We start from the raw sequence: 21,547 nt of genomic DNA on the forward strand, positions 1-21,547 counted from the left end.
ATGCTGAAATGTCTAATAAAGACCGTTTCTTACACTTCCAACCCTTAAATCTCCTTTGCCAGCTAGTTCAATTAATTGATATTTTTAAACAGATACGATCATAATACAGTTATTAAATCCAAGGGGGATCATTCATGCCTAGACTGGTTGAATATATAGAAAAGATTGCTGATCTCCCTTTAAAAGACAGTTATTCACGGGAGGAACTTTTGACTCAGGACTTTTTATTAGCTAATGAAGGGCGCCTTGCGGTCTATTATTGTACGCATAACGAGTATGTAAATCCAGATGCGAAAGTATTTATCGTAGGAATAACACCGGGTTTCCAGCAAATGAGCAAATCAATCGCTGTTGCCCGCTCCCTGATTGAAGTAAACTATCCAGTTTCCGTGATTCCTTATTTATGCAAGCGTGAAGCGAGATTTTCCGGAATACTTCGTAATCATATCATTGAAATGCTTGATGAACTTGGCTTACAAAAATGGCTTTCATTGGAATCCTGCGCGCAACTATTTGATGAAAATGACAACCTTCTCCATACAACATCTCTCATTCCATATGCGGTTTTTAATGATGGGAAGAATTACACTGGACATAAACCTGGTATTCTAAAGAACAATATGCTTGTGGGTTTCTTAAAGGGATATTTTGAACCACAGGCTGCCATGCTTCGGAATACGCTTGTGATCCCGCTCGGAAAGAGTGTCGAAGAAATCATGAGGGTGTATGCCAGTGAAGGCCTTCTGGAAGAAAGAAATATTCTCTTTGGATTCCCTCACCCGTCAGGTGCAAACGGTCACCGCCTGCAGCAATTTACCACTAACAAAGAGAAAATGAAAAATACCATTAAGTACTTTTTCCAGGCCAATATTAAAGACAACTAGCTTATAGGGAATTAAAATTGAAAAAAAGAGGCCATGAACCATAGCCTCAAACCACAAATTTGATTTTAACCAATCACATTATTCAAACGGAACCTCATTGTCATAGGCGGCTTTATAGATGCTGATCAATTCCTCCTTTTGCTTTTCATTCTCTATTAGAATATCCCCATAAGCTGGGACAATAGTGTGCCATTCGTGTTTTTTGTTTTGACGTGACACGAATAAATAGCTCTCACCTTCTTTCAGAAGTTGATCATTTTCAACCAGGACCAGTTTGTTTCCTTCGTATCCCCCCTGTTGGTTCACAGTTATCCGGCCATTCAATTGGCCTTTGATATTTTCGGCAACCTCAACTTCATATTGAGTTTCAAGTATCCCATCTTCATTACTTGTTCCCTTCGTCTCTTGTACCTTCCCAATAAAAACATTATCCGCCCATCCAACGAGTTGTTTTTGGTCCGTTACATCAAATGCATAGCTCGCCGGGATGTTCTGTACTTCCAGATTTCCGGGAGTATTCTCTAAAAATAGGACTGATCCGGCAACTGAAAGTGCGATGGCTGCTGCGATTGCAGGGGCTGCCAGCAACTTCCGTTTTTTTGTTTTGCTGCTCATTTCTGTCTTGGCCTTTTGGACTCCCAGTTCAGTTCTTCTGCTTAAACCCTCTGGTATCTCGATTTTATTAATTTCTGATTGAATGTTATTGTTCATTAGCTTCATCCTCCTTTAATGTCTTTCGAAGTTTTCCAAGACTGCGATAAAGAATTGTCTTTACTGTGCCAAGCGGAAGCTGGAGAATATCGGCGATTTCCTTGAATGTCATTTGCTGATAGAATTTCAGGAGAATGACACTTTTTTCTTCTTCCTGAAGTTTTTCAATTAAATCCTTCAAATCGATTCCTAAGATATCATCTTCTTGAACAGCTTCTTTTGTATATTCCGCAAATTCTGGTTTTAAAGGTACAATGTTCTTTCTTATTCTCAATAGGTCAATGGAACAGCTGATGGCAATCCTCATCAGCCAGGTTTTAAAATATTTGGGTTCTTTAAGATCTTTGATGGACTTGAATGATCTGTAAGCAGTTTCCTGGACAACATCCATTGCGTCATTCTGGTTTTTTACATAGATAAACGCCATTCTGTATAAATCCTGTTCATATAGCTGGAACAGCTCCAAAAATGCCTTATCATTGCCTTTTTGTGCTTTTTTTATTAATTTCAGCATTAGATGCACTCCCTTGTACTCCTTGTTATCCATTAGACGTTAGATTCGCCAGTTTGGCTTTAATATCCTGTAAAAAAATTCAAATGTCTAGGCTATCAAACCAAGCTGTAAATCCAAACGTCTTGCAAAAGAAAAAACACCCTTTATAGAAAGGATGTTCATCAATACAGAAGCGTGAATTTTTTCCAAGCATCGGGCAGAAGTGCCTGATATTTATTGTGCAGGTAACGGTCGTCAATCAACACAATTCTGCCTGTGTCATCTTCTGACCGAATAAGTCTTCCTCCGGCCTGCAGTACTTTATTCATTCCAGGAAAGACGTATGCATAATCATAACCATTCTTACCTATAGCAGCAAAATGCTTACTAATCAAGTCCCTTTCGAACCCAATCTGAGGGAGACCCACACCTACAACCACAACCCCGTTAAGCCTGTCCCCCTTTAAATCGATTCCTTCAGAAAATACACCTCCAAGAACAGCAAAACCAACGAGTGATCCTTGATTATCAGCTGTGAAGGATTCCAGAAATGCGGCACGTTCTTCTTCGTTCATCCCTGTACCCTGGACAATCGTACAGATATCCTCATTGGAAATGCTCCACTCCTCCAGTACCATATTAAGATATTGGTAGGATGGAAAGAAAAACAGATAATTACCTGGATAATTGTGAACTAAATCAGACATTGTTTTGACTATTGGTTTAATTGACCTTGTCCGGTCTTTGTACCTTGTTGATAAGGATTGAATCTTCACATCTGTCTGTTCACTAGAAAAAGGAGAAGGAATCAAAGAGACATAATCCTCGCTATCACCGCCAAGCATATCTCTGTAATAGCCCATAGGATTAAGAGTAGCTGAAAAAAAGATTCGGGACTTAAAGCTTTTTCCTGCCTGTTTGATTAAATGAGAAGGATCCAGACAAAATTGTTTAATACGCACATCATTTTTTTCGATTAGAGCATATACAATGAAGCGTTCATCATATAAACTGCTGATTCTTTGCCAATTTTGCGCAACGAAAAAAGTTTCAAGCAGCAAGTCTGATTCTCCTGCACTCCCTCTAAGGAGTTCTTTTTCCGCATGTTCCATAAACTCTGCTATTAACTGATTCAGTTCCTCTAGTGGCTCCACGCACTCAATTGTTTTTGAGAATCCAGCCTGCTTTCTTAATTGGATAAAATAGTCATTTAGACGTTTGGATATATGGCCTAATGAATGATTCTTTTCTTTAAACTCCCTTTTCAACTGAAGGAATGGTGATTTCTCCAGAGCAGCGGAGAACATATCCCTTCCTCTGTCAACGAGATTATGTGCCTCATCGACAAGAAGGACTGTTTTCTTTTTTTGTTCGTCGAATAGCCTTTTCAAAGAGACTTTTGGATCAAATATATAATTGTAATCGCATATGACCGCATCTGCTGCGTATGCTAAATCCAATGAAAACTCAAAGGGACAGACTCTATGTTTTTTTGCATACTTTTCAATACAGCATCTATCCAGGATAGCTTCATTCCTGAGGATATCCAGTACCGCACCGTTAATCCTGTCATAATATCCATCTGCAAATTCACAATGTTCCTTGCTGCACTTTCCCTCACCTGTAAAACATACCTTATCCTTTGCGGTTATTGTAACAGTCCTAATCTCCAAGCCTTTTTTTATCATAAGACTGAACGCTTCCTCTGCGGTCTGTCTTGTTGTCGTCTTGGCAGTTAAATAAAATAACTTCTTAATCTGTTCCTCCCCAATTGCCTTAACTGAAGGAAATACAGTTGAAATGGTTTTGCCTATCCCAGTTGGTGCATTTGCAAATAACGTCCTTCCTTCCTCGATTGTCTTATAGACAGCCCCTGCAAGCTGTCGCTGGCCATGTCGGTATCGAGGAAAAGGAAACTTCAACTTTTTAATGCTTTGATCCCTTTTCAAACCATGTTCCGCCTGCAACCGGGCATATGGTGCAAAATCTGCGACCATTCCTTTAACGGAGTTTTCCAACTCCTCTTTGGTAAATGATCTTTTAAAAAACTTCTTATCACCAGAAGTTTTATGAACATAAGTCAGCTGGATATCAATCTCTTCATTTTGATGTTCCTTTAAAAACATATAACCATAGCATTCTGCTTGGGCCCAATGAGCAGGGTTTGAGTTCTCTTCGATACTTTCCAAAGGCAAAGAAGTCGATTTAATTTCATCAATCGTTGTTTTCTCCCCTGAAAAAAGCAAACCATCACAGCGTCCTTCGATAATAAATAAAAGGTTATCAAATTCAATTTCTGTTTTTAAAAAGACTTCACTCTGATCCATCTCTTGATAAGTATTCTGGACTTCCCGATGGATTCTTGAGCCTTCAGAGAATGATGAGGCCGTTTTAAAACCCGATTCAATGCTTCCTGTTTTAAATACATATTCAGCCAGCATCCTCACCGGGATTTTTATTACATGCTCCATCCTGCTCACCTCCCTGTTTGACTTCCTTCTCCCATTATAGTACATACGTTCTCTTTTATTCAATAAAATAAAAAACCGTCCCAGGAAACCTGGAACGGATTATATCTTTTTACCAATGGCGTGTATTTTCAAGCAAACTGTCAATCTCAATTGGGTTCAGCGAAAAACTTAAATCATCTTCAGCAATTTCCATTGTATCTTCCAACAGCTCGTCAATATCCATGCTAATTCTTCCCATACCGAACCTCCTCATTCATTTTAGCCATCCATTGTCCATGCGGGCTTCGTGAAAATAGTTCGTATATTATATGAGGGTTCTGGGGGTCATTTAACGCAGTGAAAATTTTCCCAAGTTGTTAATTAGTAATCAATTATTTAAGAACTTTTTAGAAATGAAACTCGAAGACACAAGCATCAGTTTAAATGGAAGTATGCCTTTTAAAAAACAAAAAGGCCTAATTAGAAGGCCTTTTTGGTAGTTAATCATGCTGGAGGTAAAATTGGCGGCATGCTTGCTGCTAATACACCCAGAGCCATGGCACCTGTCATTAAGGCTGTTAACATCTTTTTCATACGGATTTCCTCCTTAATTGATTTTTTCTATATATTTTACTGCTTGATCAAACCTTCCCATCTCCCGATAGTGATTTGATAGCATTTTGTAAAACCAAATTAATTCTTCACTTTTACCATCGCTTTCTTCAAGAAATGGTATTACTTTAGTTTCTGAGTAATCTAGCGATTTTTCTGGAGAGTCCAAAGTCATTAAATAATAATTAGCTAACATTCTATACTTGCGGTTTTCAGAATCCTTAGATAATTGGTATACTTCCTCAAAGGCTTCCCTTGCTTTTTCTTCATTTTGCAACTCATATTGGATTTCTCCAATGGAATAAAGAGTAATGAGATAGTGTTGTGTTCCTTTTGTTTGTAAAGATAGGCTTTTTTCAAAAAAGAAAATGGCCTCTCGATAGTTCTTAAGCTTTTTTTGAAGGTAACCCATATTATGATATATTTCAGGTAATAAATTTTTTTCCTGTAAAATCTCTGCGTTTCTGATGAGATTTTTATAGCAATCCTGGGCTTCTTCATAGATCTTGGAATTAGTATAGTTGATCCCAAGCAACATCAACACATGTAGAATTCTTTTAAAATTGTGTTGTTCCATAAATTCTTGCAGTGCCATCTTTCCATAGTAAATGGCATATCCTAAATCTTCTGGAGAAGTTTTAGCCAAAGCCCGATGATAAAGTATTTCTCCATCGGGTATGTCGAACTTAGATCCTCTGCCAATGGTGTCTAAGATCTGATCTGCTTTCTTATAAATTCTCTTTTTTAATAACATTACAGCATGCAGATAGGAAAATAAAGCCATTTGAGGTTGGGAAAATATTTTCTTTTGTTTCTTTAATAATTCGTATTGTTCTTGGGCCTCGGAAAATCTGTGTTTAAAGATTAAATACCTGAATTTAGTAAGTTCATATGTATGTAGATTTGTAGTGAATGGAATAATTCCTTCAAATTCCTTTAGCATTTCCATTGTTGTATCTGCTTCTTCGTCTTGAATAAAATCAATCTTTTCATTAAGTTCTTTAATTAGCTGCTTAATCTGTTCCTCATTTTCAGTGATGGATGCAAGGTTGACTCCCAGTCTTTCGAGCAGGAGGCCCATTGTTTCTTCATTTGCTTCTTTAGAGTTGCTTTCAATCTTGCTTAAGTGGGGAACTGAACATATGCCATTTGCCAGTTCCTTTTGTGTTAAACCTTGCTGGATTCTGTAAAATTTAATTAATGGTCCAAACTGCATACGTTCACCTTCTGTTTTCTTATTAATCTACCATCTTTTCCAACAATTTAAACAGTCCAAAAGTACTATTTTTATAAAATTCTATATATTAGAAATTGTTTCTTCATATATTACCTCAAATAAGATAATAAAGCCACCCGAATCAATCATTTAATCCGGATGGCCTGCAAGTTTGTGCATTATATTTTTTTAGGTAATTATTTTACGCGAGGGAAACCGAATCCTGATGCGTAATCATCACCAGTTGCAGCTCCTGTTCCGCCTTTGATGTCATAAAGTTTTGCTCGTCTTTGGATTTCAGTACGAAGCTGAGAGTTGCTCCATGATTTATTCGAAGACCACAGTTTAGCTGCAAGGCCTGAAATGTGTGGCGTTGCCATAGATGTACCGCTCATCGTTGTATAGTTTCCATCGACAGCTGTTGAATAGATTCCGCCGCCAGGTGCTGATACTTCAACGTCCTTTTCCTGGATGTAGTAGTCGCCGTCAGTATTTGGGTTGCCACGAGAAGAGAAATCAGATACTTTGTGTGTTCCATTGACAAATGTATTATCCAGTGATGCTACAGCGATTGCATTTGTTAATGCGCCTGGATAACCAATCGTATTGGCACTCGGACCACTGTTCCCTGCTGCTGCTACCACTAATGCACCTTTGCTGTATGCATAGTCAACAGCACTTGCAATCATTGAATCCTTGCCGCTTGAACCAAGTGACATCGAGATGACGACCTTTGATCCTGTACGGACACCTTCATCGGCAGCATGGCGGATGGCACCAGCAATATCATCAGAATATCCGGATCCATTGTCCCCGAGGACTTTATAGCCCCAGAGTTCTGCTTGAGGAGCAACTCCATAGATACCTGCTCCATCATAACCCCCATTTGCTACAGCAGTTCCGGCAACATGTGTACCATGGCCCTGGCGGTCAGTACAAGTCCCATTAACCATCGATGAAGAAGTTTGGGTGAAATCCTTACATTGTTCAACATTGTCTGTCAAATCAATATGGTTTCGGTTAATGCCTGTGTCTAGGACAGCTACCTTGATTCCATCCCCACCGCTTGTCGCTTGGATGTAGTTATCGTTATAAATTGCTTGAATGCCCCATGGTGTCTGGTCTGACGGATAAGATGCCATGGTCGAATAGTCACCTTTGCCTTTTCCATTTGCTTCTACTCGGGCATCGATTGTATGCGTGCCAACCTGGGACACCTCAATATTCTTGTTTTTCAACAATGCTTGATATTGCTTGCTGTTCACTTCAGTTGTAAAACCTTGGCCTCCAAAATCCCAGCGTTTCCCATATTGTTCTTTAACTTTAGCTTTTTCTGCACTCGGACCCTGAATTAACACACGATAAGTATCCTGGCTTTCCTGTGCACCGGCACCAAAAGCGCCAGTCGCGAACATGGAAACACCCATTGCCAAACTAAGTACAGCGGATCCGAAAACTCTTTTCTTCTTCATCCTTTTGCTCCTCTCACCTTTAAGAAATTTGCAGCTTGTCGGCTGCAGGATTAAGTATATTGCAAATTTTCTGTGTTTATCAACGAATAAATAGGCATAAATGATTGGGAAAAACGAGAAGGAAGAAGGATAAAACAATGCATTTTTACCATAACTTTCCGGTGTTATTTACCAATTCATCTTCCATTTTTCCCACTAAGTAATCCTCAACTTGAACTTATCCTTTTCAATATATATAATGTGAAAATGTCAAAATAGAGTTGAAAAACAAAATCAAAAAAATGGTAAAAAACGAAGCTTAACTTATTGGGAAAACGCTTGCCTATCCTTTCGTCCAGTAAAAAAAGAGCAAGAAAAAACACCTCGATTTCCATCGAAGTGTTCATCTTTAATGCGATATTTTAAAGGCCTTGCTGAGACTATTCAGATACGGAACATCTGGCACGGCCGTTGAATGGTTCAGGAAAAAGGCATGGTGGGGTTTAACACCGATTATAGACGGTTGCAAACCCATAACTTGCAGCTCCTTAACTAAGGAGATGAATGCTTCTACTCCCTCAATGGTCAGCTCTCCTACCCCATTTAAATCAAACAGGATCTCTTGATATCCACCTTCCTGTGATTGATTCAGTACTCTATCTTCGTTTTGCCCAATCAATTTTTCATCTAAATTTCCAAATAAAGGAACCAATGCTGAGGTCTTCGTTAATTTTATAAATGGACAAGAAAGGCTTTTAATTTCAAGAAGTGATTTTTCTACCTGCTCTTTTTTTTCAAGCAGCTCCAAATCTGTTTCTGCCAGTCTAACCCTATGTTTTTCAACAATATTTTCCAATTCAGATAATCGATGATCTTTTTCTATACAAATGACATGTCCTCTATCTTCATGCCAATTTACACTAATGTCAAACAAGGCATAAGGGGAAAATTTTGTTTTCATGATCAGTTCGCCTTCTGCCTTGCTTTCTTTGTGTTCAAAAAGGGTCTTAATCTTTTTATGGCTTTCCCAATCCACTAGCTCCAGAAATTTTTTCCCAACAGAAAAAACATCTTCACTTGCAGCAGAATAGGCAAGAATATTGTATTCGATATCAATTAAAAAATATGGTAATGGCAAATGTTTAAGATCCGACATTCATTTTCACTCCATGCTGATGGCCAAGCCAATTTTTCACATCATCCATATTTTTATGGAAAATAGTACGGTCTGATCCGTAGCGATGAAATTCATATTGATCCAGCAGCCTGCCCCCAACGATTACAACCGGCTGGTTTGGAAGCTTTTCCAATGCTTGGATATATGGGCTAAGATGCTCAGCATGATACAGGATTGAAAAAGAGAGGCATATTACATTTGCTTTCCATTCTTGTGCAGCTTTCACCACATACTCTAGCGGAAGATTGGGACCATGGAACTTTGTTTCCCAACCATACTCATTGAATAGCTGGCTGGCCATTTTCAGTCCGAGGTAGTGCTGTTCATTTTCAACGCAAAGAAACATCGCTCTTCTCCCATTAGGAGAAATTTGCAGTGTTCTTCTTTTTTCCCAATTGTAACGGGCAAGCAAAAAATCACATGTTGATGTCGCCAAATGCTCATCAGCAACAGTGATTTTGTTTGTTTCCCACATATGACCGATCTGTCTCATTGCAGGGGTGATTATTTTTTCAAAGATATATAAACTTTCTTTTGATCCCTTGCACTCTTGTTCAATTAGTGCCCATGAATCATCCTGATTGCCCTCGAGCAAAAGCTGGGCTAATTCGATTGCTTTTTCCATTGGCACTCACCTCATCCCGGTGTTATTTCACACCCCTTAATGAATTAATCGCACTTTCAAGCATGTTGATAAATACTACATTAAGCTCTTCATCTGTTTTTTCAAATGCCTTCTTCAATCTCATAAAATTATCAACCAGATGTTCCGTCTTCATTCCTCTGGAGGTCAAAATTCCATTTAGCCAGTGTGCATAATCAATAAAATATTTGTCATCATCCATATCTGCTGCAGTCTGCATATATTTTATGTGATGTCCATTGTCTTCTCTGCACTTTTGGCGTCCCCTCTCCCCGTATTTTTCAAGCAGGAAAGGGAAATCATTGTATATCCCCTCAGTAACTTCCTCAATGATCGACGATATGACAGCCTCATTCATTTTGCTACCACCTTATACCGGCCTACCGAGGGACGGATTGCTGCAAGTTCCTGGTCAGGATAATTTTTCTCTAGTTCATGTACTTTCTTGTATGCATCACTTGTAATATATTTTATATAATTTTCTTTTGAATCCCATGATATCTGAACGGTCAGTTCTGTCGGGTTATTTTCGTTCTGTAACAATTGGAAGGAAACGAACCCCTCATACTCATCTACCAATCTTGATCTTTTTTGATAGATGCCAATCACTTCATCAACTTTATCTTCAGGAATAACCACTGTTGAATGAACGATATACATGTTCGATCTCCTCCTGTTCTTTTTTGCAAACATAGTCCAATTATACATTTCCTTTATCCGCCTATCAAATTAAGCATATTACAGAATACCCAACTGAAAAAAAACTTGTTATTTTTCTCCATTTAGACTATCATACTAAAAAGCTATTTAAAGGGAGATTTTGGTATGATCAGACAACTTACTGACAAAGATAATGAAATAGCAATGAACTTTTTAATGGAAGATGCGGCCCTCAACCTCTTTATCATTGGAGATATTGAAGCATTTGGATACGATTCTGATTTCCAGGAATTATGGGGCTTCTTCGAGGATGATGAACTATCAGCGGTACTGCTCCGATTCCATAACTCTTTCATTCCTTACGCAAAAAATGATAGGCTCCCTGTGAAGGAATTCTCAGAAATTATCAAGAAATACTCAGGAAAAATCTTTTTATCAGGAAAAAGTGAACTTGTTGAAAAATTCGAGGAAATATATGGATTAGACCTTGGTAAAAAGCAGGTCACCTATTTCGCGGAATGCACTACGGATTCCTACTTAGAAGAGACTGAACTTGATATTTTCACAGCAGGTCCTGTAGATGTTGATCGTATTATTGAGTTAAGGGCCAGTATTGACGAATTTTTTCCTAATCCGAATGCACGAGAAATTTTTTTACAGTCGCTGGAAGCAGGCACTGGGAGAACTTACTATATTGAAATGGATGGAAAAATGGCCGCTTCAGCAGCAACTGCTGCTGAAAATTCAAAATCAGCGATGATCGTTGGTGTTTGTACACATAAAGAATACAGGAGAAAAGGGCTTGCAACAGCTGTGATGCAAAAGCTTTTCAAAGATGTTATGGACGAAGGAAAGCTTCTATGCCTATTCTATGATAATCCTGAGGCTGGCAGGATTTATAAGCGGCTGGGCTTTACAGATATCGGCATGTGGACAATGTATAGATAAGAATCAGGGCTGGATGCTGAACATCCAGCCCTGACTTTAATTTTTGGCAACCTTTGCAATTGCTTCAATTGCCTTCTGGATCTGATCCTCATTTACATCGTAATGCGTAACAAAACGCACGAATGTTGGACCAAAGGTTCCTGAAATCACTCCTTCTGATCGCAGTTTCTCAACAAATGCTTCAGAGGTGATATTTAAATCTGTAACATCAGCAACTACAATATTTGTTTCCGGCTGTCTTGCAAGTTTCATTCCTGGAATCGATTCGATTCCCTCTGCAAGAATCCTGGCATTCCACTGATCTTCTCCAAGACGATCTTTCATTTTCGTCAAAGCGATTAAACCCGGTGCAGCGATGATACCTGCCTGCCTCATTCCCCCACCTAAACGTTTTCTCCATTTTCTTGCTGATTTTATAAAATCGGAACTGCCCGCAATGATAGAACCCACTGGGGCTCCTAATCCCTTTGAAAGACATATTTGAACAGTATCCGTGTACTTAGCAAATTCCTTTACATCGACTCCAGCTGCTGCCGCAGCATTGAATAATCTCGCGCCATCGAGATGAACAGGAACTTTATTCGCTTTTGCTACGTTGTAAATAGCTTCCATGTTTTCGACTGGAATTACTGCTCCTCCTGCCCTGTTATGAGTATTTTCGAGGCAAATTAATCCTGTTTCGGGGAAATGGATATCTTCAGTACGTATGGCACTAAGAACATCTTTTGGATCCATAGCCCCTTTTTTGCCCGCGATGGTACGCGTCTGGACTCCGGCAAGTGCAGCTACTGCACCTGATTCATAATAAAAAATATGGGATTCTTCTTCAAGCAGCAATTCCTGACCTGGCCGGCAATGAGAGAGCACAGCTATTTGATTTCCCTGGGTACCACTTGTAACAAATAACGCTTTTTCTTTTCCAAGTATTTCAGCTGCAATTTCTTCTAATTCATTTACTGTGGGATCTTCCTGATATACATCATCACCCACTTCTGCGGCATACATTGCTCTGCGCATTTCATCAGTCGGTTTTGTAACTGTATCACTTCTTAAATCAATCATTCCTTACCCCTCATTTCTATGTAAAGTTTACTATTATATTTATTTTAACAACCCAACCTGCAAAAAACTAACAGTTTCTTTTCAACTGCCTTCGGGTAATTCCTTAACAAAGGCTGATTCTTCTTAAATTGATTGTTTCCATTTTATTTAACAGACTTTGGGCTTCTCTTATCGGTCACCGGATCTTATCCGTTTAAGAGGGCAACAAGGTTAAAAAGAGCCTTTATACATTTATCAAGGAGGAAGATTATTATTATGAATATAGAAAAAGTTATGACGAGAGATGTAGAGTATTGCAGTCCTGATACACCGATTCATCAGGTTGCCGCGAAAATGAAAGAACTGGATGTTGGAGTCATGCCAATTTGTGAGGGCGAGCAATTAGCAGGCCTGGCTACTGACAGAGATATAGTTTTAAAGGCTGTTGCAGTAAATACTTCATTGGATTCCCCGATATCAGAGGTAATGACAACCGATCCTGTCCGAGGCACTATCCATATGTCGGCAGAAGAAGCAGCAGATTTGATGGCAGATGTTCAAATACGCAGACTGCCAATCGTAGAAGATGGAAAAATGATCGGAATTGTATCATTAGGAGACCTTGCAGTTACCGCTAATCTAGAAGATGATGCAGGAAATGCCTTGGAGGATATCTCGACTCCTTCAGAACCTGAAAAATAAAAAACTCAAAAAACCCCGTTACATAACGGGGTTTTTTGAGTCTGATATTTTTCTGAATTCCAACCCTTTTTCCTTCATTAAATGAGATAATGCTGATTGAAAAGTTGCGAAGGTTTGCGCTTCCAATCGAATCCCATCGAGTACCATTTTCTTGACAAGCCCCGGGTTAAGACCCACAAATACAGTCCTTACACCCATCAAAGACATAGATGAAGCCATTTCATGCAGTTCTCGCCCAATCTCTTCAAGACAAAGACCGGCTACCCTATCACCACTGATATCAGTCAAATCAATAATTGCTGTTTCAATATCTTTATTGTGACAAAAGTCAAGCAACTTTACACGTATTTTATCGAACCGCTCCGCTCGAATTAATCCAGTTAATGGTACAAGGATCGTTTGAGGTACGATAGAAGGTATAATTGGCGCGGACATTTCAGAAATAATTGTTTCATACTCTCGAATTTTTTCCTCGAGCTCTTTCAGCCTATTTGTTTCCAAGCTGTATTAAACCTCCCAAAAAGCGCAGTAATCTCTGTTTTTCTACCTTTCTATCATACATTTATACCAAAGCTTTGTATAGCCAGTAAACCTCATCTTAAAGGAAGCAGTTATAAACATCTAATTAATCACATTAATTAATTGCATGATATCTTCATAAATCTGCTCTTGATATTCATCATCACAGCATCTTTTATAGTCATCGATCAAACGTCCAAGTTCTTTTAAAAAGATTAATTTTTCTTCTTCGTTTATCATGGCAAAATTCTCCTTAACAGGACAAAGGTCATGTGTTGTTTAAGTTAACATAAATATTTCCAGAACAAAATAGAAAATTTCAATTGCACATTATTATATTTTGTAATTCTGGAGAAACTATACCTAATGACACCGAATTTTAAAGGAGCAGATATGGTACATAATATATTCAGGTTAATTATGCTTTTAGTATCCTGGTCTACTTTGTTGCTTTATCCCAGAAGGGAAGTTAAACGATTTTTGCCTGTAACTGTATTCGTCACAGGCCTGGTATTTATTTTGTTGATTTTATCGAATCCCTATAGATTATGGAGAGTATCTGGAGGGTTACGGTCAAAAATCTTCAATGATTTAAGCTTCACTCTCGGACCCTTCTTTGTGGCTAATCTTTGGGTGTTCCGACTCGCCTACGGCAGCATCTGGCAATACTTAGGCATTAATTTAGTGATGGATTATTTATTAGCATACCCGGTTAGCAGTCTCTTTAAGAAACTGAATATTTACCAATTGGAGAGGTTCAAACCTTTATATTTCTTCAGCACTATTTATTCCTTTGCCATCCTGGCATATGGCTTCCAATATTTTTTTAGAAGCACCAGGAGATAATGTAAAAGACCTTCCACTACAAAGAATGGAAGGTCCTTTTTAATTTTCTGTGGTTATATTCTCCATGACCAGCTCGACTCCTTCGACATTTTCAACAAAGTCAATGACAGGGTCGATTTCATTCCTTAGTTTCGGAGTCAATGGTAACTCAATGGTTTCGATCCCGTATGTAAAAACCAATTTTTCAGGTGTCAGCGTCCCGCCATCATTTTTGTTTATTTGCTTCATGGCGGTTATGTCATCCCATGAATAAAAGCTTTTCTCCAGCTTCCAAAGCTCGTCATAATGCAATCCATTCTTATCGATATAATAATAATTGTCAAGACTCATGTAGATGCCTGAAATCATTACGAGCAATGTTACTAAAGATGCAATGAAAACATTAACATTTCTCTTCCTCGATTCATCTGTCCTGAAAAGATAGATAGCGATAATGATCAGAAAGATCGGAATGATCAATAATACGGCTACTATTGTTACATAGGAAGACATCGGGCTGTCAAAAAACCAATATGACCTTTCCAAATACATTGATTGATGTACAAAAGAAACGATAAAGATTCCAATTGGTACAGATGCGAAGAGCAGGATTACGGCTGCTGTAATCAATAGACTCCCTGCACGATCAGCGTTATGTGCGCTCAAATCATTATTCCCCTTTTCTATTTCTATATCTCCATAATATATATTCAATATTAGTAAAAATTTTCCTTCTCTGAAACAACTATTTCTTAAAATTATTCCAAAACAAGGAAGCCAAGTGGAGACAGCAGGAATTTATGGACATATCCCTATTTTTGTTGATGCACAACAAAATTACCACGTAAAGGAAGATACTCCCCATGATCTGCAGAAAGACTTCCTACCAAATGAAAATACCATCTAAATTTCAGTTGAATGTCTCAGTATGTAAAAAAACCAAGCCGGAATCATTGCCGGCTTGGTTTTTTCAATTTATTTTCTTAAATTTTCCTTGTCCTTCATTCTGTTTTGCTGGTCGGGAACCCTGCCTTGATCTTTGAACTCATCAATCTTTTTTTCTTCACCTAATTTTTCACGTTCATATTCGACAAGGCTCTGCTGGTTTTTTTGCGAGTTTTCCACGGCATTTCCCTCCTTGTTATTGTTAATATTCTATTCCCTTACAAAAAGGGACCAAACACGACTCTTGTGATTGTTGCCAGATCTTCAAAGGGAATTATCCATTTCATAACTGCCATCACTTTCATGGCCTTTTTAAAATTTTATATGATATCAAGTTCTTCAAGGGGATTTATATATGAACTATGTTTACTTCCCCTGTTTATATGGTAATTAAAAATAACACAGAGGTAATCTATCAATTTGCACTACATTTAGAAAGGAAAATGTTTTATGAGAGAAATAACAGTAACTGTAGACTTTCAGGGGAAAAATTATTTAACGAATGTTATTGCCGATCGTGATACATCCGAAGAAGAAATCATGGAGATGGCAAGAAAGCAAGTTAAAGAACAGTGGTTGTTTTACTCCTAAATATTCACACAAATCAGTAGCTTACTCGAATTCAAACAAGCATTGATGGGTCTTAATTAGATTTATACAATCGAAAAGGAGGTTCAGTTTACAAGGACTGAACCTCCTTCTTTAATGGCTTTTTTCAAATTGCTGATTTAAAGTACTTTTTTAGTTTTTCATAAACTGGGGATGTACAAAAGGAGATGGCATTTTAAAAATACCTTGTGGAAGAAGGGGAATAAAATTCGAGACAGTATTTTACTCTTCATACAGTTCAATAGGCAATCCATCGGGATCGGCAAAGAATGTAAATCGTTTTTCAGTCAGAGGGTCAATCCTGATTTTCTCCACTTTTAACCCTTGACTTGCAAGATAATCAACATGTGCAGAAAGGTCCTTCACAGCAAAAGCTAGATGCCTGAGTCCTGCTGATTCTGGATAACTCGCCCTCGCAGGCACTTCCGGGAAAGAGAATAATTCAATCTGGAAATAGTCACCTACACCTAAATCCAATTTATATGACTCACGTTCTTCCCTATATACTTCCGAGATGACCTTAAAGCCCAGGATCTTTGTATAAAACTCCTTGGATTTTTCATAGTCAGCACAAATAATGGCGACGTGATGAATTTTTTCTAACTTCATCGCAATCTCCTTTTACCTTGCCCATTTAGTAATGGTGATTTTCGTACCAGATCCTGGCATTGAATCAATATCAAAACTATCCATTAACCTTTTTACTCCCGGAAGGCCTGCACCAAGTCCCCCAGACGTCGAAAAACCATCCTGCAGAACCATCCTGATGTCGTTTATTCCTGGTCCATTATCCGCCGCAGTTATCTGGATTCCTTTTCGGCCATTTTCATTCAAGACCTGTATCGTAATCTGGCCGCTGCCTGCATAAAGGTATATGTTCCTGGCAAGCTCGGAAATCGCAGTCGTGATCCTTGCCTGATCAACCCCTCCAAATTGAAGCTCTTTTGAAACTTCTCTCCCTTTTTGTCGGGCAAGTACTATATCAAATTCATTATTTATGTTTATTACAAACGATTCTGTCATATGGCTAAACCTCTAACAAATGGCTTAATATCGAAATTCCTTGTTCAAGATCCAGAGCAGTGTGGACATTTTCCAATGTGATGCCCAACTCGATCAAAGTAATGGCGACCGCTGGCTGTATGCCTGTCAGGACCGCTTTTGTACCCATCAAGCTTGTCATGACAATGACATCACCCAAAACCTTTGCAATAAATGAATCAATCATATCTACAGAAGTCAGGTCGATCACAACACCTTTGGCTCCTGTGTCTTTTATTTTATTCAACAAGTCCTCCTGGAACGTCAGTACGGTCTGGTCATCCAATTCCACTTGTACAGAAACCAGCAGGTAATCTTTTAATTTTAATATAGGAATCCTCACTTTATTTGCCTCCAAATCATTAAACTCACAGAAATCCACTTTTGCATTTACAAAGAAGAATTTAATTGGATTATACGCTATGTAATAAGTGCATTACAAATTAAAAGCAGTATTTATATGACTAAATGCGGTTTGACCAATAAGAATAAAAAAATTAAAAAACCTCCCAAAAAGGAGGTTTCAATCACAAAAAAACGGGTATGTGTTAAAAAGCAGTTTTTGCACCAAGATAACGAGGTTTCCAGTAAGAGTTATTCATATCACTGATTTCGACTCCTCTGGAAGATCCTGCATGAATAAATTGGCCATTGCCGAGATAAATACCAGCATGGGATGGACCGGCTTTATATGTTTCAAAGAATACTAGGTCCCCTACACGTGGTGAAGAAACAGACTTGGTCGCATCCCAAATGGAGGCCACTGTTCTTGGAATGGAGATTCCCGCCATATTATAGACATAGTTCAGATAACCAGAACAGTCAAATCCAGATGGAGTGCTGCCAGCCCAAACATATGGAACTCCAATGTATTTTTTTGCTTCAGCAATCAATGAATTCACCTGTGAAGTTGAGTTATATGATGCAACTACAGGTGCAGATGCTGTGGAGACCTTTGTAGCAACAATAGTTGCAGCCGCCCCTGATAATTTTAATACCTGCCCAGGGAAAATAAGGTCAGATTTAAGATTATTAATAGACATCAACTGCGAGAGCGATACATTATGGCGAGTTGCAATAGATGATAAATTATCACCGCTACGGACTGTGTATGTGCTTGATGTACTTGCAGGTGCAACAGAAGCTGGTGCAGCCGCAGATCCTGAAACCTTCAATTTTTGGCCAGGAAAAATGACATCAGAAGTTAGTCCATTCAGTGATTTTAGTCCACTGATAGACATTCCGTATAATTTTGAAATTCCCCATAAAGTATCGCCGGACTTCACGATATAACCATCGACAGTCGTGCTTGTTGCAGCAGTGGTTGAGTGACTATGAGGAGCCAGGACTGAAAGTTTTTGATTTACATAGATTATAGAACTTGATAGGTTATTCCATTTTTGTATATCTTTAATTGCAACATTATATGTGTTAGAAAGCTTCCATAAAGAATCACCAGATTGAACTGTGTGTAATTTTTCATGAGCACTTGCAGAACCATTGAACGATGTAAATAAAAATCCGGCTGTTGCAGCCACCGTCAGAATTTGTTTTTTCATGTTGAGCAACTCCCTTTGATTTCGATTACAAATTAATAGTAGAGTTTCCCAAACTAGTTTTGAATCTATAAATTTTGGTTTCAAAGGAAATGTTTTCCTCTGTGAAATATTCGGTTTTATTTCCAGAAATACTACTAATCCTTTAAATATCAGGGATAACAGCCTGTTTTTTCCACTGGTATTGTATTATTTGTAACAAAAATGCAATATAAGCTTAACTGTTTTGTAATTTAATTACTCTATGTAACAGTTCCTATAAGATTGTATTACAAGGGAACAAAGAACTAATAACATGTCAATAAGGTGAAATTTTCTCATTACAATTCATCGTTTAGCAATGAGTAAAGCCCACTGTAGAATCACACAGTGGGCTTTACTTTATTTCATTTCATGTTAGAGATTTCGTTTAATCAACTGTTCAGCAGCCTGGTCAACCTGCTGGCTGTTTCCTTCCTGCTTAGCGGCTGAGGCAATTTGACTGATTAACTGGCTGCTTTCCGGGTTAGTGGAACTTGAAGCATGATAACCGGAATTAGTATTTGTTGTTTTGGAATCAGTCATGCCTGAAGTAATTTCTTTTGCGAATTCCGTTAAACCCGGAGAAATGGCCCGATTTAGTGAATTCCCCGTGTTTGTATTCTGAAAAAGCTGCCTCATTCCATTTCCCATTCGATTACGGAAAGCAAATGCAGCAGCAGCACTTGCTACAACACCCATTACTGAATACGTCATGGAGCGAGATTTCTTGCGTTTATACCCGAACATCTTCATCAGATTTTGAGGTATATTCGAATTCATTAACGCAGACATCCAAGCGGATCTATTCATCGGCAGCACCCCTTTATGAATTAGAGGGGAAATATCCCCTCCACCCTTTAGTATTAGGTTCTGGTCATTCAATATACCGGTAAAAGTTTTACAGTGAAGTCAGTTTACTCATTAAGGTAGGGTTTCAATTTGTGTATAGCCTGCTGCAACTTTTCAGCGTTTTTACTATACATTTGTTTTACTATAGAAGACTCTGTTCCGAGAGCAAATAATTCTAAATCTGCCTGGCATTTATTCATCATAGCGAGCAATAGCTTCCTTGGCTGTGGAGAAGGAATCTCAAACTGATCATCATAAGTATCAATGGTAAGCTTTCCGAATGAATCCACCTGTCCCAAAAAGACATTATCAATCGTTACACCTAAGTTTGCTAATTCTATATCCAGCCACCCTCTGTTCTTGCCCGCCGAAGTTAACGAATCGTTCAGAATATTCCCGTCCATGATTACAGTATAGGGTTCTTTCTCTGGAGCTACTGTCAGATTCAAATCTTTAGCGGTTAAAGGCTGTAATTCTTTTTTTAAAAGGACACTTAAGTCTCCTTTTGGTTCAAGAACTGCGAATTCAACATCTGCTGTTTTAAATACATTCTTCTGACGCAATAAAGAATTCAATTCATCGATCGTATATTTTTCTTTCTTAAGATTTTCTTCAAGGACTTTCCCGTCTTTAATTAAAACTGTTGCTTTTCCCTCGAATATATCACGGAACTTTTTGCTCTTAATTCCAATAAGGTCATGGAAATATGTAAATGCACCAAATACCATAATCGCTAAAACACCATGAAAAAAATTACCATCCAGTCCCATGATAACTTCGCCCGCAATACTCCCGATTGTTATGCCTGATATATATTCAAAAAAAGACAACTCTGAAAGCTGTTTTTTTCCGCCTATCTTTGTGATTGCGTACAATGTGATTGCAAACAATATAGATGAGACGAAAATATGTGTGTAATCATTCATTGCTTCACCTTCTAGCTTTTATATTGGGGCTCTTCAATTTCCACCTTGATTTTTCGTTCTTCTAAATCTGTTTTGATTTCCGTGATGACCAGCATGGTTTCATGGAAAACCCTGCTTGCTTCTGGAATCGTTGAGTTTAATGCCATTGCAGACAGTTGCGCTTCTATCCCTTTTATCGTTGATAAAACTTGATTCACATTTGAACCTACTGTCATTTATCATCACCTCTATAATGTAGAAGAGGGCGGGTTGCCCTGCCCTCCCTGTCCAGCCTACTGATTATATTGTGGTTCCTCTTGTTCAATTTCTTGCAGACGAGGCTGAAGACTGTCAATAACCGCTTGTGTCTGCTGTGCAGCAGTTTGGTAAAGCTGCTTTGCCTGCTGATTTTCTGTCCCGAGCGCAAAAGTTTCCAAACTAGCCTGGGCACTTTTCAAACCCGCCAATGTTTGTTTTACCTGAGCACCAACTGTCATCGTATCCCCTGCTTTCTGAAATAAATATGGTACTGTTTTATTATTGCTACATTCCCTTGAAATATTCCCTGCTTTTATCTTTTTCCGATTTCCCAATTGAAACCATTATATCCAAAAAAAAAAGCCATTGCGGCCGTTATGATTTTAGGATTAATCTTCATTCACTTGTATCCTGATGTTGTAAAGTGCGTAGCCAACTTCCCATTTGGCCCGGATTTCCATTGCATAATCTCCCGAAGAGACTTTTGCTTGGGCAAGATTTAATGGTAATCCATCCAGGCTTTTATATGCGAGTCCTCCTGTATTCATATCCCATAAATAGCAAGTAACAGAAATTGGTGAATGCTCAAATTGCATGTTGATGCTGTCATTGCGATTGACCATAATGGGAGGAAATTCTCTTACAAATACAGCAGGATCGGTATTGGAATCTGCCGCTGTTGCCCTCCCCCATTTTCTCAAGGAGTAGGTCGTAGCTTTTACCTCCACCTTTTGACTGTCTACAGTCATTTCTAATTCAGGAGGAGTTGGTTTATAGCTTTTATATGTATTCCAGCCGATGATAATGGCGAACAATAATAAAGCCGAGATTCCCCAAAATATTGTTTTCACCAAACTCCTCCTTTCAAAAAATCAAAAATATCACATCTTATTATTTAGACGGTTCCGCTGGGTAGTAAGTTTCATATTTCCAGTATTTCGCGTGTCTGATTGTTTAATGTACTTCATATTCAAAAACCATTTGTCATTATTGTGTAACATTCCTTACATGCAAACTCTCCCGGCTAAACT

General features: G+C 38.4%; 28 protein-coding genes. 4 read left to right on the forward strand and 24 right to left on the reverse strand.

Annotated features, from left to right (window positions below; all coding sequences use genetic code 11):
* Positions 1 to 134: 134 nt before the first annotated feature.
* On the forward strand, positions 135 to 884 hold the full coding sequence (locus M3593_RS01655; protein WP_251540395.1) for a hypothetical protein: 750 nt from the start codon (positions 135 to 137) through the stop codon (positions 882 to 884).
* 78 nt (positions 885 to 962) lie between these two features.
* Here M3593_RS01655 and M3593_RS01660 read toward each other — a convergent pair whose 3' ends face one another.
* The 10 genes from M3593_RS01660 to M3593_RS01700 form a co-directional block, all read right to left on the reverse strand.
* Complete coding sequence (locus M3593_RS01660) at positions 963 to 1,595, reverse strand: hypothetical protein (RefSeq protein WP_251540397.1); 633 nt, start codon at positions 1,593 to 1,595, stop codon at positions 963 to 965.
* Positions 1,585 to 2,109, reverse strand: a complete 525-nt coding sequence (locus M3593_RS01665) for a sigma-70 family RNA polymerase sigma factor (protein WP_144480522.1) — start codon at positions 2,107 to 2,109, stop codon at positions 1,585 to 1,587. Before M3593_RS01665 ends, M3593_RS01660 begins: the two co-directional genes overlap by 11 nt.
* A gap of 161 nt (positions 2,110 to 2,270) precedes the next feature.
* A complete protein-coding gene (locus M3593_RS01670) occupies positions 2,271 to 4,559 on the reverse strand; it encodes an ATP-dependent DNA helicase (RefSeq protein WP_251540399.1) in 2,289 nt (762 codons plus the stop codon).
* A 109-nt stretch (positions 4,560 to 4,668) separates the two neighbouring features.
* Positions 4,669 to 4,797: a hypothetical protein gene (locus tag M3593_RS23955; RefSeq protein WP_260983664.1), complete on the reverse strand. Its 129-nt coding sequence runs from the start codon at positions 4,795 to 4,797 to the stop codon at positions 4,669 to 4,671.
* A gap of 348 nt (positions 4,798 to 5,145) precedes the next feature.
* On the reverse strand, positions 5,146 to 6,366 hold the full coding sequence (locus tag M3593_RS01675) for a tetratricopeptide repeat protein (protein ID WP_144480518.1): 1,221 nt from the start codon (positions 6,364 to 6,366) through the stop codon (positions 5,146 to 5,148).
* Positions 6,367 to 6,563: 197 nt separating this feature from the next.
* Positions 6,564 to 7,838, reverse strand: a complete 1,275-nt coding sequence (locus M3593_RS01680) for a S8 family peptidase (protein WP_251540401.1) — start codon at positions 7,836 to 7,838, stop codon at positions 6,564 to 6,566.
* 388 nt (positions 7,839 to 8,226) lie between these two features.
* A complete protein-coding gene (locus M3593_RS01685; protein WP_251540403.1) occupies positions 8,227 to 8,973 on the reverse strand; it encodes an STAS domain-containing protein in 747 nt (248 codons plus the stop codon).
* Positions 8,960 to 9,619: a cobalamin B12-binding domain-containing protein gene (locus M3593_RS01690; RefSeq protein ID WP_251540405.1), complete on the reverse strand. Its 660-nt coding sequence runs from the start codon at positions 9,617 to 9,619 to the stop codon at positions 8,960 to 8,962. The genes M3593_RS01685 and M3593_RS01690 overlap by 14 nt, the downstream gene beginning before the upstream one ends.
* Before the next feature lie 22 nt (positions 9,620 to 9,641).
* Positions 9,642 to 9,995: a hypothetical protein gene (locus M3593_RS01695; protein ID WP_144480511.1), complete on the reverse strand. Its 354-nt coding sequence runs from the start codon at positions 9,993 to 9,995 to the stop codon at positions 9,642 to 9,644.
* The gene (locus M3593_RS01700; protein ID WP_144480509.1) at positions 9,992 to 10,297 is read right to left on the reverse strand and encodes an antibiotic biosynthesis monooxygenase family protein; all 306 of its coding nucleotides are present in this window, start codon (positions 10,295 to 10,297) and stop codon (positions 9,992 to 9,994) included. The genes M3593_RS01695 and M3593_RS01700 overlap by 4 nt, the downstream gene beginning before the upstream one ends.
* A 165-nt stretch (positions 10,298 to 10,462) precedes the next feature.
* Between M3593_RS01700 and M3593_RS01705 the strand changes: the two genes are divergently transcribed.
* Positions 10,463 to 11,245: a GNAT family N-acetyltransferase gene (locus tag M3593_RS01705; protein WP_251540407.1), complete on the forward strand. Its 783-nt coding sequence runs from the start codon at positions 10,463 to 10,465 to the stop codon at positions 11,243 to 11,245.
* A 36-nt stretch (positions 11,246 to 11,281) separates the two neighbouring features.
* Here M3593_RS01705 and ltaE read toward each other — a convergent pair whose 3' ends face one another.
* Entirely contained in the window at positions 11,282 to 12,307 is a 1,026-nt protein-coding gene (gene ltaE / locus M3593_RS01710) for a low-specificity L-threonine aldolase (RefSeq protein ID WP_251540409.1), read from the reverse strand.
* A gap of 255 nt (positions 12,308 to 12,562) precedes the next feature.
* On the opposite strand from ltaE, the gene M3593_RS01715 reads away from it, so the two are divergent.
* Entirely contained in the window at positions 12,563 to 12,988 is a 426-nt protein-coding gene (locus M3593_RS01715) for a CBS domain-containing protein (protein ID WP_251540411.1), read from the forward strand.
* 18 nt (positions 12,989 to 13,006) lie between these two features.
* On the opposite strand, the gene M3593_RS01720 is transcribed toward M3593_RS01715, so the two are convergent.
* The 4 genes from M3593_RS01720 to M3593_RS01735 all read right to left on the reverse strand — a co-directional run bounded on the left by M3593_RS01720 (position 13,007) and on the right by M3593_RS01735 (position 15,457).
* Complete coding sequence (locus M3593_RS01720) at positions 13,007 to 13,489, reverse strand: STAS domain-containing protein (RefSeq protein ID WP_144479500.1); 483 nt, start codon at positions 13,487 to 13,489, stop codon at positions 13,007 to 13,009.
* Positions 13,490 to 13,609: 120 nt separating this feature from the next.
* Complete coding sequence (locus M3593_RS01725; RefSeq protein ID WP_186326824.1) at positions 13,610 to 13,747, reverse strand: hypothetical protein; 138 nt, start codon at positions 13,745 to 13,747, stop codon at positions 13,610 to 13,612.
* 645 nt (positions 13,748 to 14,392) lie between these two features.
* Positions 14,393 to 14,998 carry a hypothetical protein gene (locus M3593_RS01730; RefSeq protein WP_251540412.1) on the reverse strand — a complete coding sequence of 202 codons (606 nt, stop codon included), beginning with the start codon at positions 14,996 to 14,998 and terminating at the stop codon, positions 14,393 to 14,395.
* Positions 14,999 to 15,307: 309 nt separating this feature from the next.
* Positions 15,308 to 15,457 (reverse strand): hypothetical protein, encoded by a 150-nt coding sequence (locus tag M3593_RS01735; RefSeq protein WP_186326825.1) that lies wholly within the window; start codon positions 15,455 to 15,457, stop codon positions 15,308 to 15,310.
* 270 nt (positions 15,458 to 15,727) lie between these two features.
* Between M3593_RS01735 and M3593_RS01740 the strand changes: the two genes are divergently transcribed.
* On the forward strand, positions 15,728 to 15,868 hold the full coding sequence (locus M3593_RS01740; protein ID WP_144479504.1) for a BA3454 family stress response protein: 141 nt from the start codon (positions 15,728 to 15,730) through the stop codon (positions 15,866 to 15,868).
* A 240-nt stretch (positions 15,869 to 16,108) separates the two neighbouring features.
* Here M3593_RS01740 and gloA2 read toward each other — a convergent pair whose 3' ends face one another.
* From gloA2 to M3593_RS01785, 9 genes are all read right to left on the reverse strand, one after another.
* The gene (gloA2, locus tag M3593_RS01745; protein WP_144479506.1) at positions 16,109 to 16,495 is read right to left on the reverse strand and encodes an SMU1112c/YaeR family gloxylase I-like metalloprotein; all 387 of its coding nucleotides are present in this window, start codon (positions 16,493 to 16,495) and stop codon (positions 16,109 to 16,111) included.
* 12 nt (positions 16,496 to 16,507) lie between these two features.
* On the reverse strand, positions 16,508 to 16,909 hold the full coding sequence (locus M3593_RS01750; RefSeq protein WP_144479508.1) for an anti-sigma regulatory factor: 402 nt from the start codon (positions 16,907 to 16,909) through the stop codon (positions 16,508 to 16,510).
* Between the two features lie 4 nt (positions 16,910 to 16,913).
* On the reverse strand, positions 16,914 to 17,270 hold the full coding sequence (locus tag M3593_RS01755; RefSeq protein WP_251540414.1) for an STAS domain-containing protein: 357 nt from the start codon (positions 17,268 to 17,270) through the stop codon (positions 16,914 to 16,916).
* Between the two features lie 205 nt (positions 17,271 to 17,475).
* On the reverse strand, positions 17,476 to 18,486 hold the full coding sequence (locus tag M3593_RS01760; protein WP_251540415.1) for a C40 family peptidase: 1,011 nt from the start codon (positions 18,484 to 18,486) through the stop codon (positions 17,476 to 17,478).
* A gap of 393 nt (positions 18,487 to 18,879) precedes the next feature.
* Entirely contained in the window at positions 18,880 to 19,314 is a 435-nt protein-coding gene (locus M3593_RS01765) for a hypothetical protein (protein WP_144479514.1), read from the reverse strand.
* 104 nt (positions 19,315 to 19,418) lie between these two features.
* Positions 19,419 to 20,279, reverse strand: coding sequence for a DUF421 domain-containing protein (locus M3593_RS01770; protein ID WP_251540417.1), 861 nt, complete (start codon positions 20,277 to 20,279; stop codon positions 19,419 to 19,421).
* An 11-nt stretch (positions 20,280 to 20,290) separates the two neighbouring features.
* Positions 20,291 to 20,494 carry a DUF1657 domain-containing protein gene (locus tag M3593_RS01775; protein ID WP_144479518.1) on the reverse strand — a complete coding sequence of 68 codons (204 nt, stop codon included), beginning with the start codon at positions 20,492 to 20,494 and terminating at the stop codon, positions 20,291 to 20,293.
* 57 nt (positions 20,495 to 20,551) lie between these two features.
* Positions 20,552 to 20,755: a DUF1657 domain-containing protein gene (locus M3593_RS01780; protein ID WP_144479520.1), complete on the reverse strand. Its 204-nt coding sequence runs from the start codon at positions 20,753 to 20,755 to the stop codon at positions 20,552 to 20,554.
* Between the two features lie 150 nt (positions 20,756 to 20,905).
* Positions 20,906 to 21,367, reverse strand: a complete 462-nt coding sequence (locus tag M3593_RS01785; protein WP_144479522.1) for a hypothetical protein — start codon at positions 21,365 to 21,367, stop codon at positions 20,906 to 20,908.
* Positions 21,368 to 21,547: the final 180 nt, after the last annotated feature.

The sequence above is a fragment of the Mesobacillus sp. MER 48 genome (assembly GCF_023714225.1).
Lineage (GTDB): Bacteria > Bacillota > Bacilli > Bacillales > Cytobacillaceae > Mesobacillus > Mesobacillus oceanisediminis_A.

What these genes read in the sequence shown, in the direction of transcription:
- M3593_RS01655 (WP_251540395.1), top strand. Translation starts at nt 135, where the DNA reads ATGCCTAGACTGGTTGAATATATAGAAAAGATTGCTGATCTCCCTTTA.
- M3593_RS01660 (WP_251540397.1), bottom strand. Translation starts at nt 1,595, where the DNA reads ATGAACAATAACATTCAATCAGAAATTAATAAAATCGAGATACCAGAG.
- M3593_RS01665 (WP_144480522.1), bottom strand. Translation starts at nt 2,109, where the DNA reads ATGCTGAAATTAATAAAAAAAGCACAAAAAGGCAATGATAAGGCATTT.
- M3593_RS01670 (WP_251540399.1), bottom strand. Translation starts at nt 4,559, where the DNA reads ATGGAGCATGTAATAAAAATCCCGGTGAGGATGCTGGCTGAATATGTA.
- M3593_RS23955 (WP_260983664.1), bottom strand. Translation starts at nt 4,797, where the DNA reads ATGGGAAGAATTAGCATGGATATTGACGAGCTGTTGGAAGATACAATG.
- M3593_RS01675 (WP_144480518.1), bottom strand. Translation starts at nt 6,366, where the DNA reads ATGCAGTTTGGACCATTAATTAAATTTTACAGAATCCAGCAAGGTTTA.
- M3593_RS01680 (WP_251540401.1), bottom strand. Translation starts at nt 7,838, where the DNA reads ATGAAGAAGAAAAGAGTTTTCGGATCCGCTGTACTTAGTTTGGCAATG.
- M3593_RS01685 (WP_251540403.1), bottom strand. Translation starts at nt 8,973, where the DNA reads ATGTCGGATCTTAAACATTTGCCATTACCATATTTTTTAATTGATATC.
- M3593_RS01690 (WP_251540405.1), bottom strand. Translation starts at nt 9,619, where the DNA reads ATGGAAAAAGCAATCGAATTAGCCCAGCTTTTGCTCGAGGGCAATCAG.
- M3593_RS01695 (WP_144480511.1), bottom strand. Translation starts at nt 9,995, where the DNA reads ATGAATGAGGCTGTCATATCGTCGATCATTGAGGAAGTTACTGAGGGG.
- M3593_RS01700 (WP_144480509.1), bottom strand. Translation starts at nt 10,297, where the DNA reads ATGTATATCGTTCATTCAACAGTGGTTATTCCTGAAGATAAAGTTGAT.
- M3593_RS01705 (WP_251540407.1), top strand. Translation starts at nt 10,463, where the DNA reads ATGATCAGACAACTTACTGACAAAGATAATGAAATAGCAATGAACTTT.
- ltaE (WP_251540409.1), bottom strand. Translation starts at nt 12,307, where the DNA reads ATGATTGATTTAAGAAGTGATACAGTTACAAAACCGACTGATGAAATG.
- M3593_RS01715 (WP_251540411.1), top strand. Translation starts at nt 12,563, where the DNA reads ATGAATATAGAAAAAGTTATGACGAGAGATGTAGAGTATTGCAGTCCT.
- M3593_RS01725 (WP_186326824.1), bottom strand. Translation starts at nt 13,747, where the DNA reads ATGATAAACGAAGAAGAAAAATTAATCTTTTTAAAAGAACTTGGACGT.
- M3593_RS01740 (WP_144479504.1), top strand. Translation starts at nt 15,728, where the DNA reads ATGAGAGAAATAACAGTAACTGTAGACTTTCAGGGGAAAAATTATTTA.
- gloA2 (WP_144479506.1), bottom strand. Translation starts at nt 16,495, where the DNA reads ATGAAGTTAGAAAAAATTCATCACGTCGCCATTATTTGTGCTGACTAT.
- M3593_RS01750 (WP_144479508.1), bottom strand. Translation starts at nt 16,909, where the DNA reads ATGACAGAATCGTTTGTAATAAACATAAATAATGAATTTGATATAGTA.
- M3593_RS01760 (WP_251540415.1), bottom strand. Translation starts at nt 18,486, where the DNA reads ATGAAAAAACAAATTCTGACGGTGGCTGCAACAGCCGGATTTTTATTT.
- M3593_RS01765 (WP_144479514.1), bottom strand. Translation starts at nt 19,314, where the DNA reads ATGAATAGATCCGCTTGGATGTCTGCGTTAATGAATTCGAATATACCT.
- M3593_RS01770 (WP_251540417.1), bottom strand. Translation starts at nt 20,279, where the DNA reads ATGAATGATTACACACATATTTTCGTCTCATCTATATTGTTTGCAATC.
- M3593_RS01775 (WP_144479518.1), bottom strand. Translation starts at nt 20,494, where the DNA reads ATGACAGTAGGTTCAAATGTGAATCAAGTTTTATCAACGATAAAAGGG.
- M3593_RS01780 (WP_144479520.1), bottom strand. Translation starts at nt 20,755, where the DNA reads ATGACAGTTGGTGCTCAGGTAAAACAAACATTGGCGGGTTTGAAAAGT.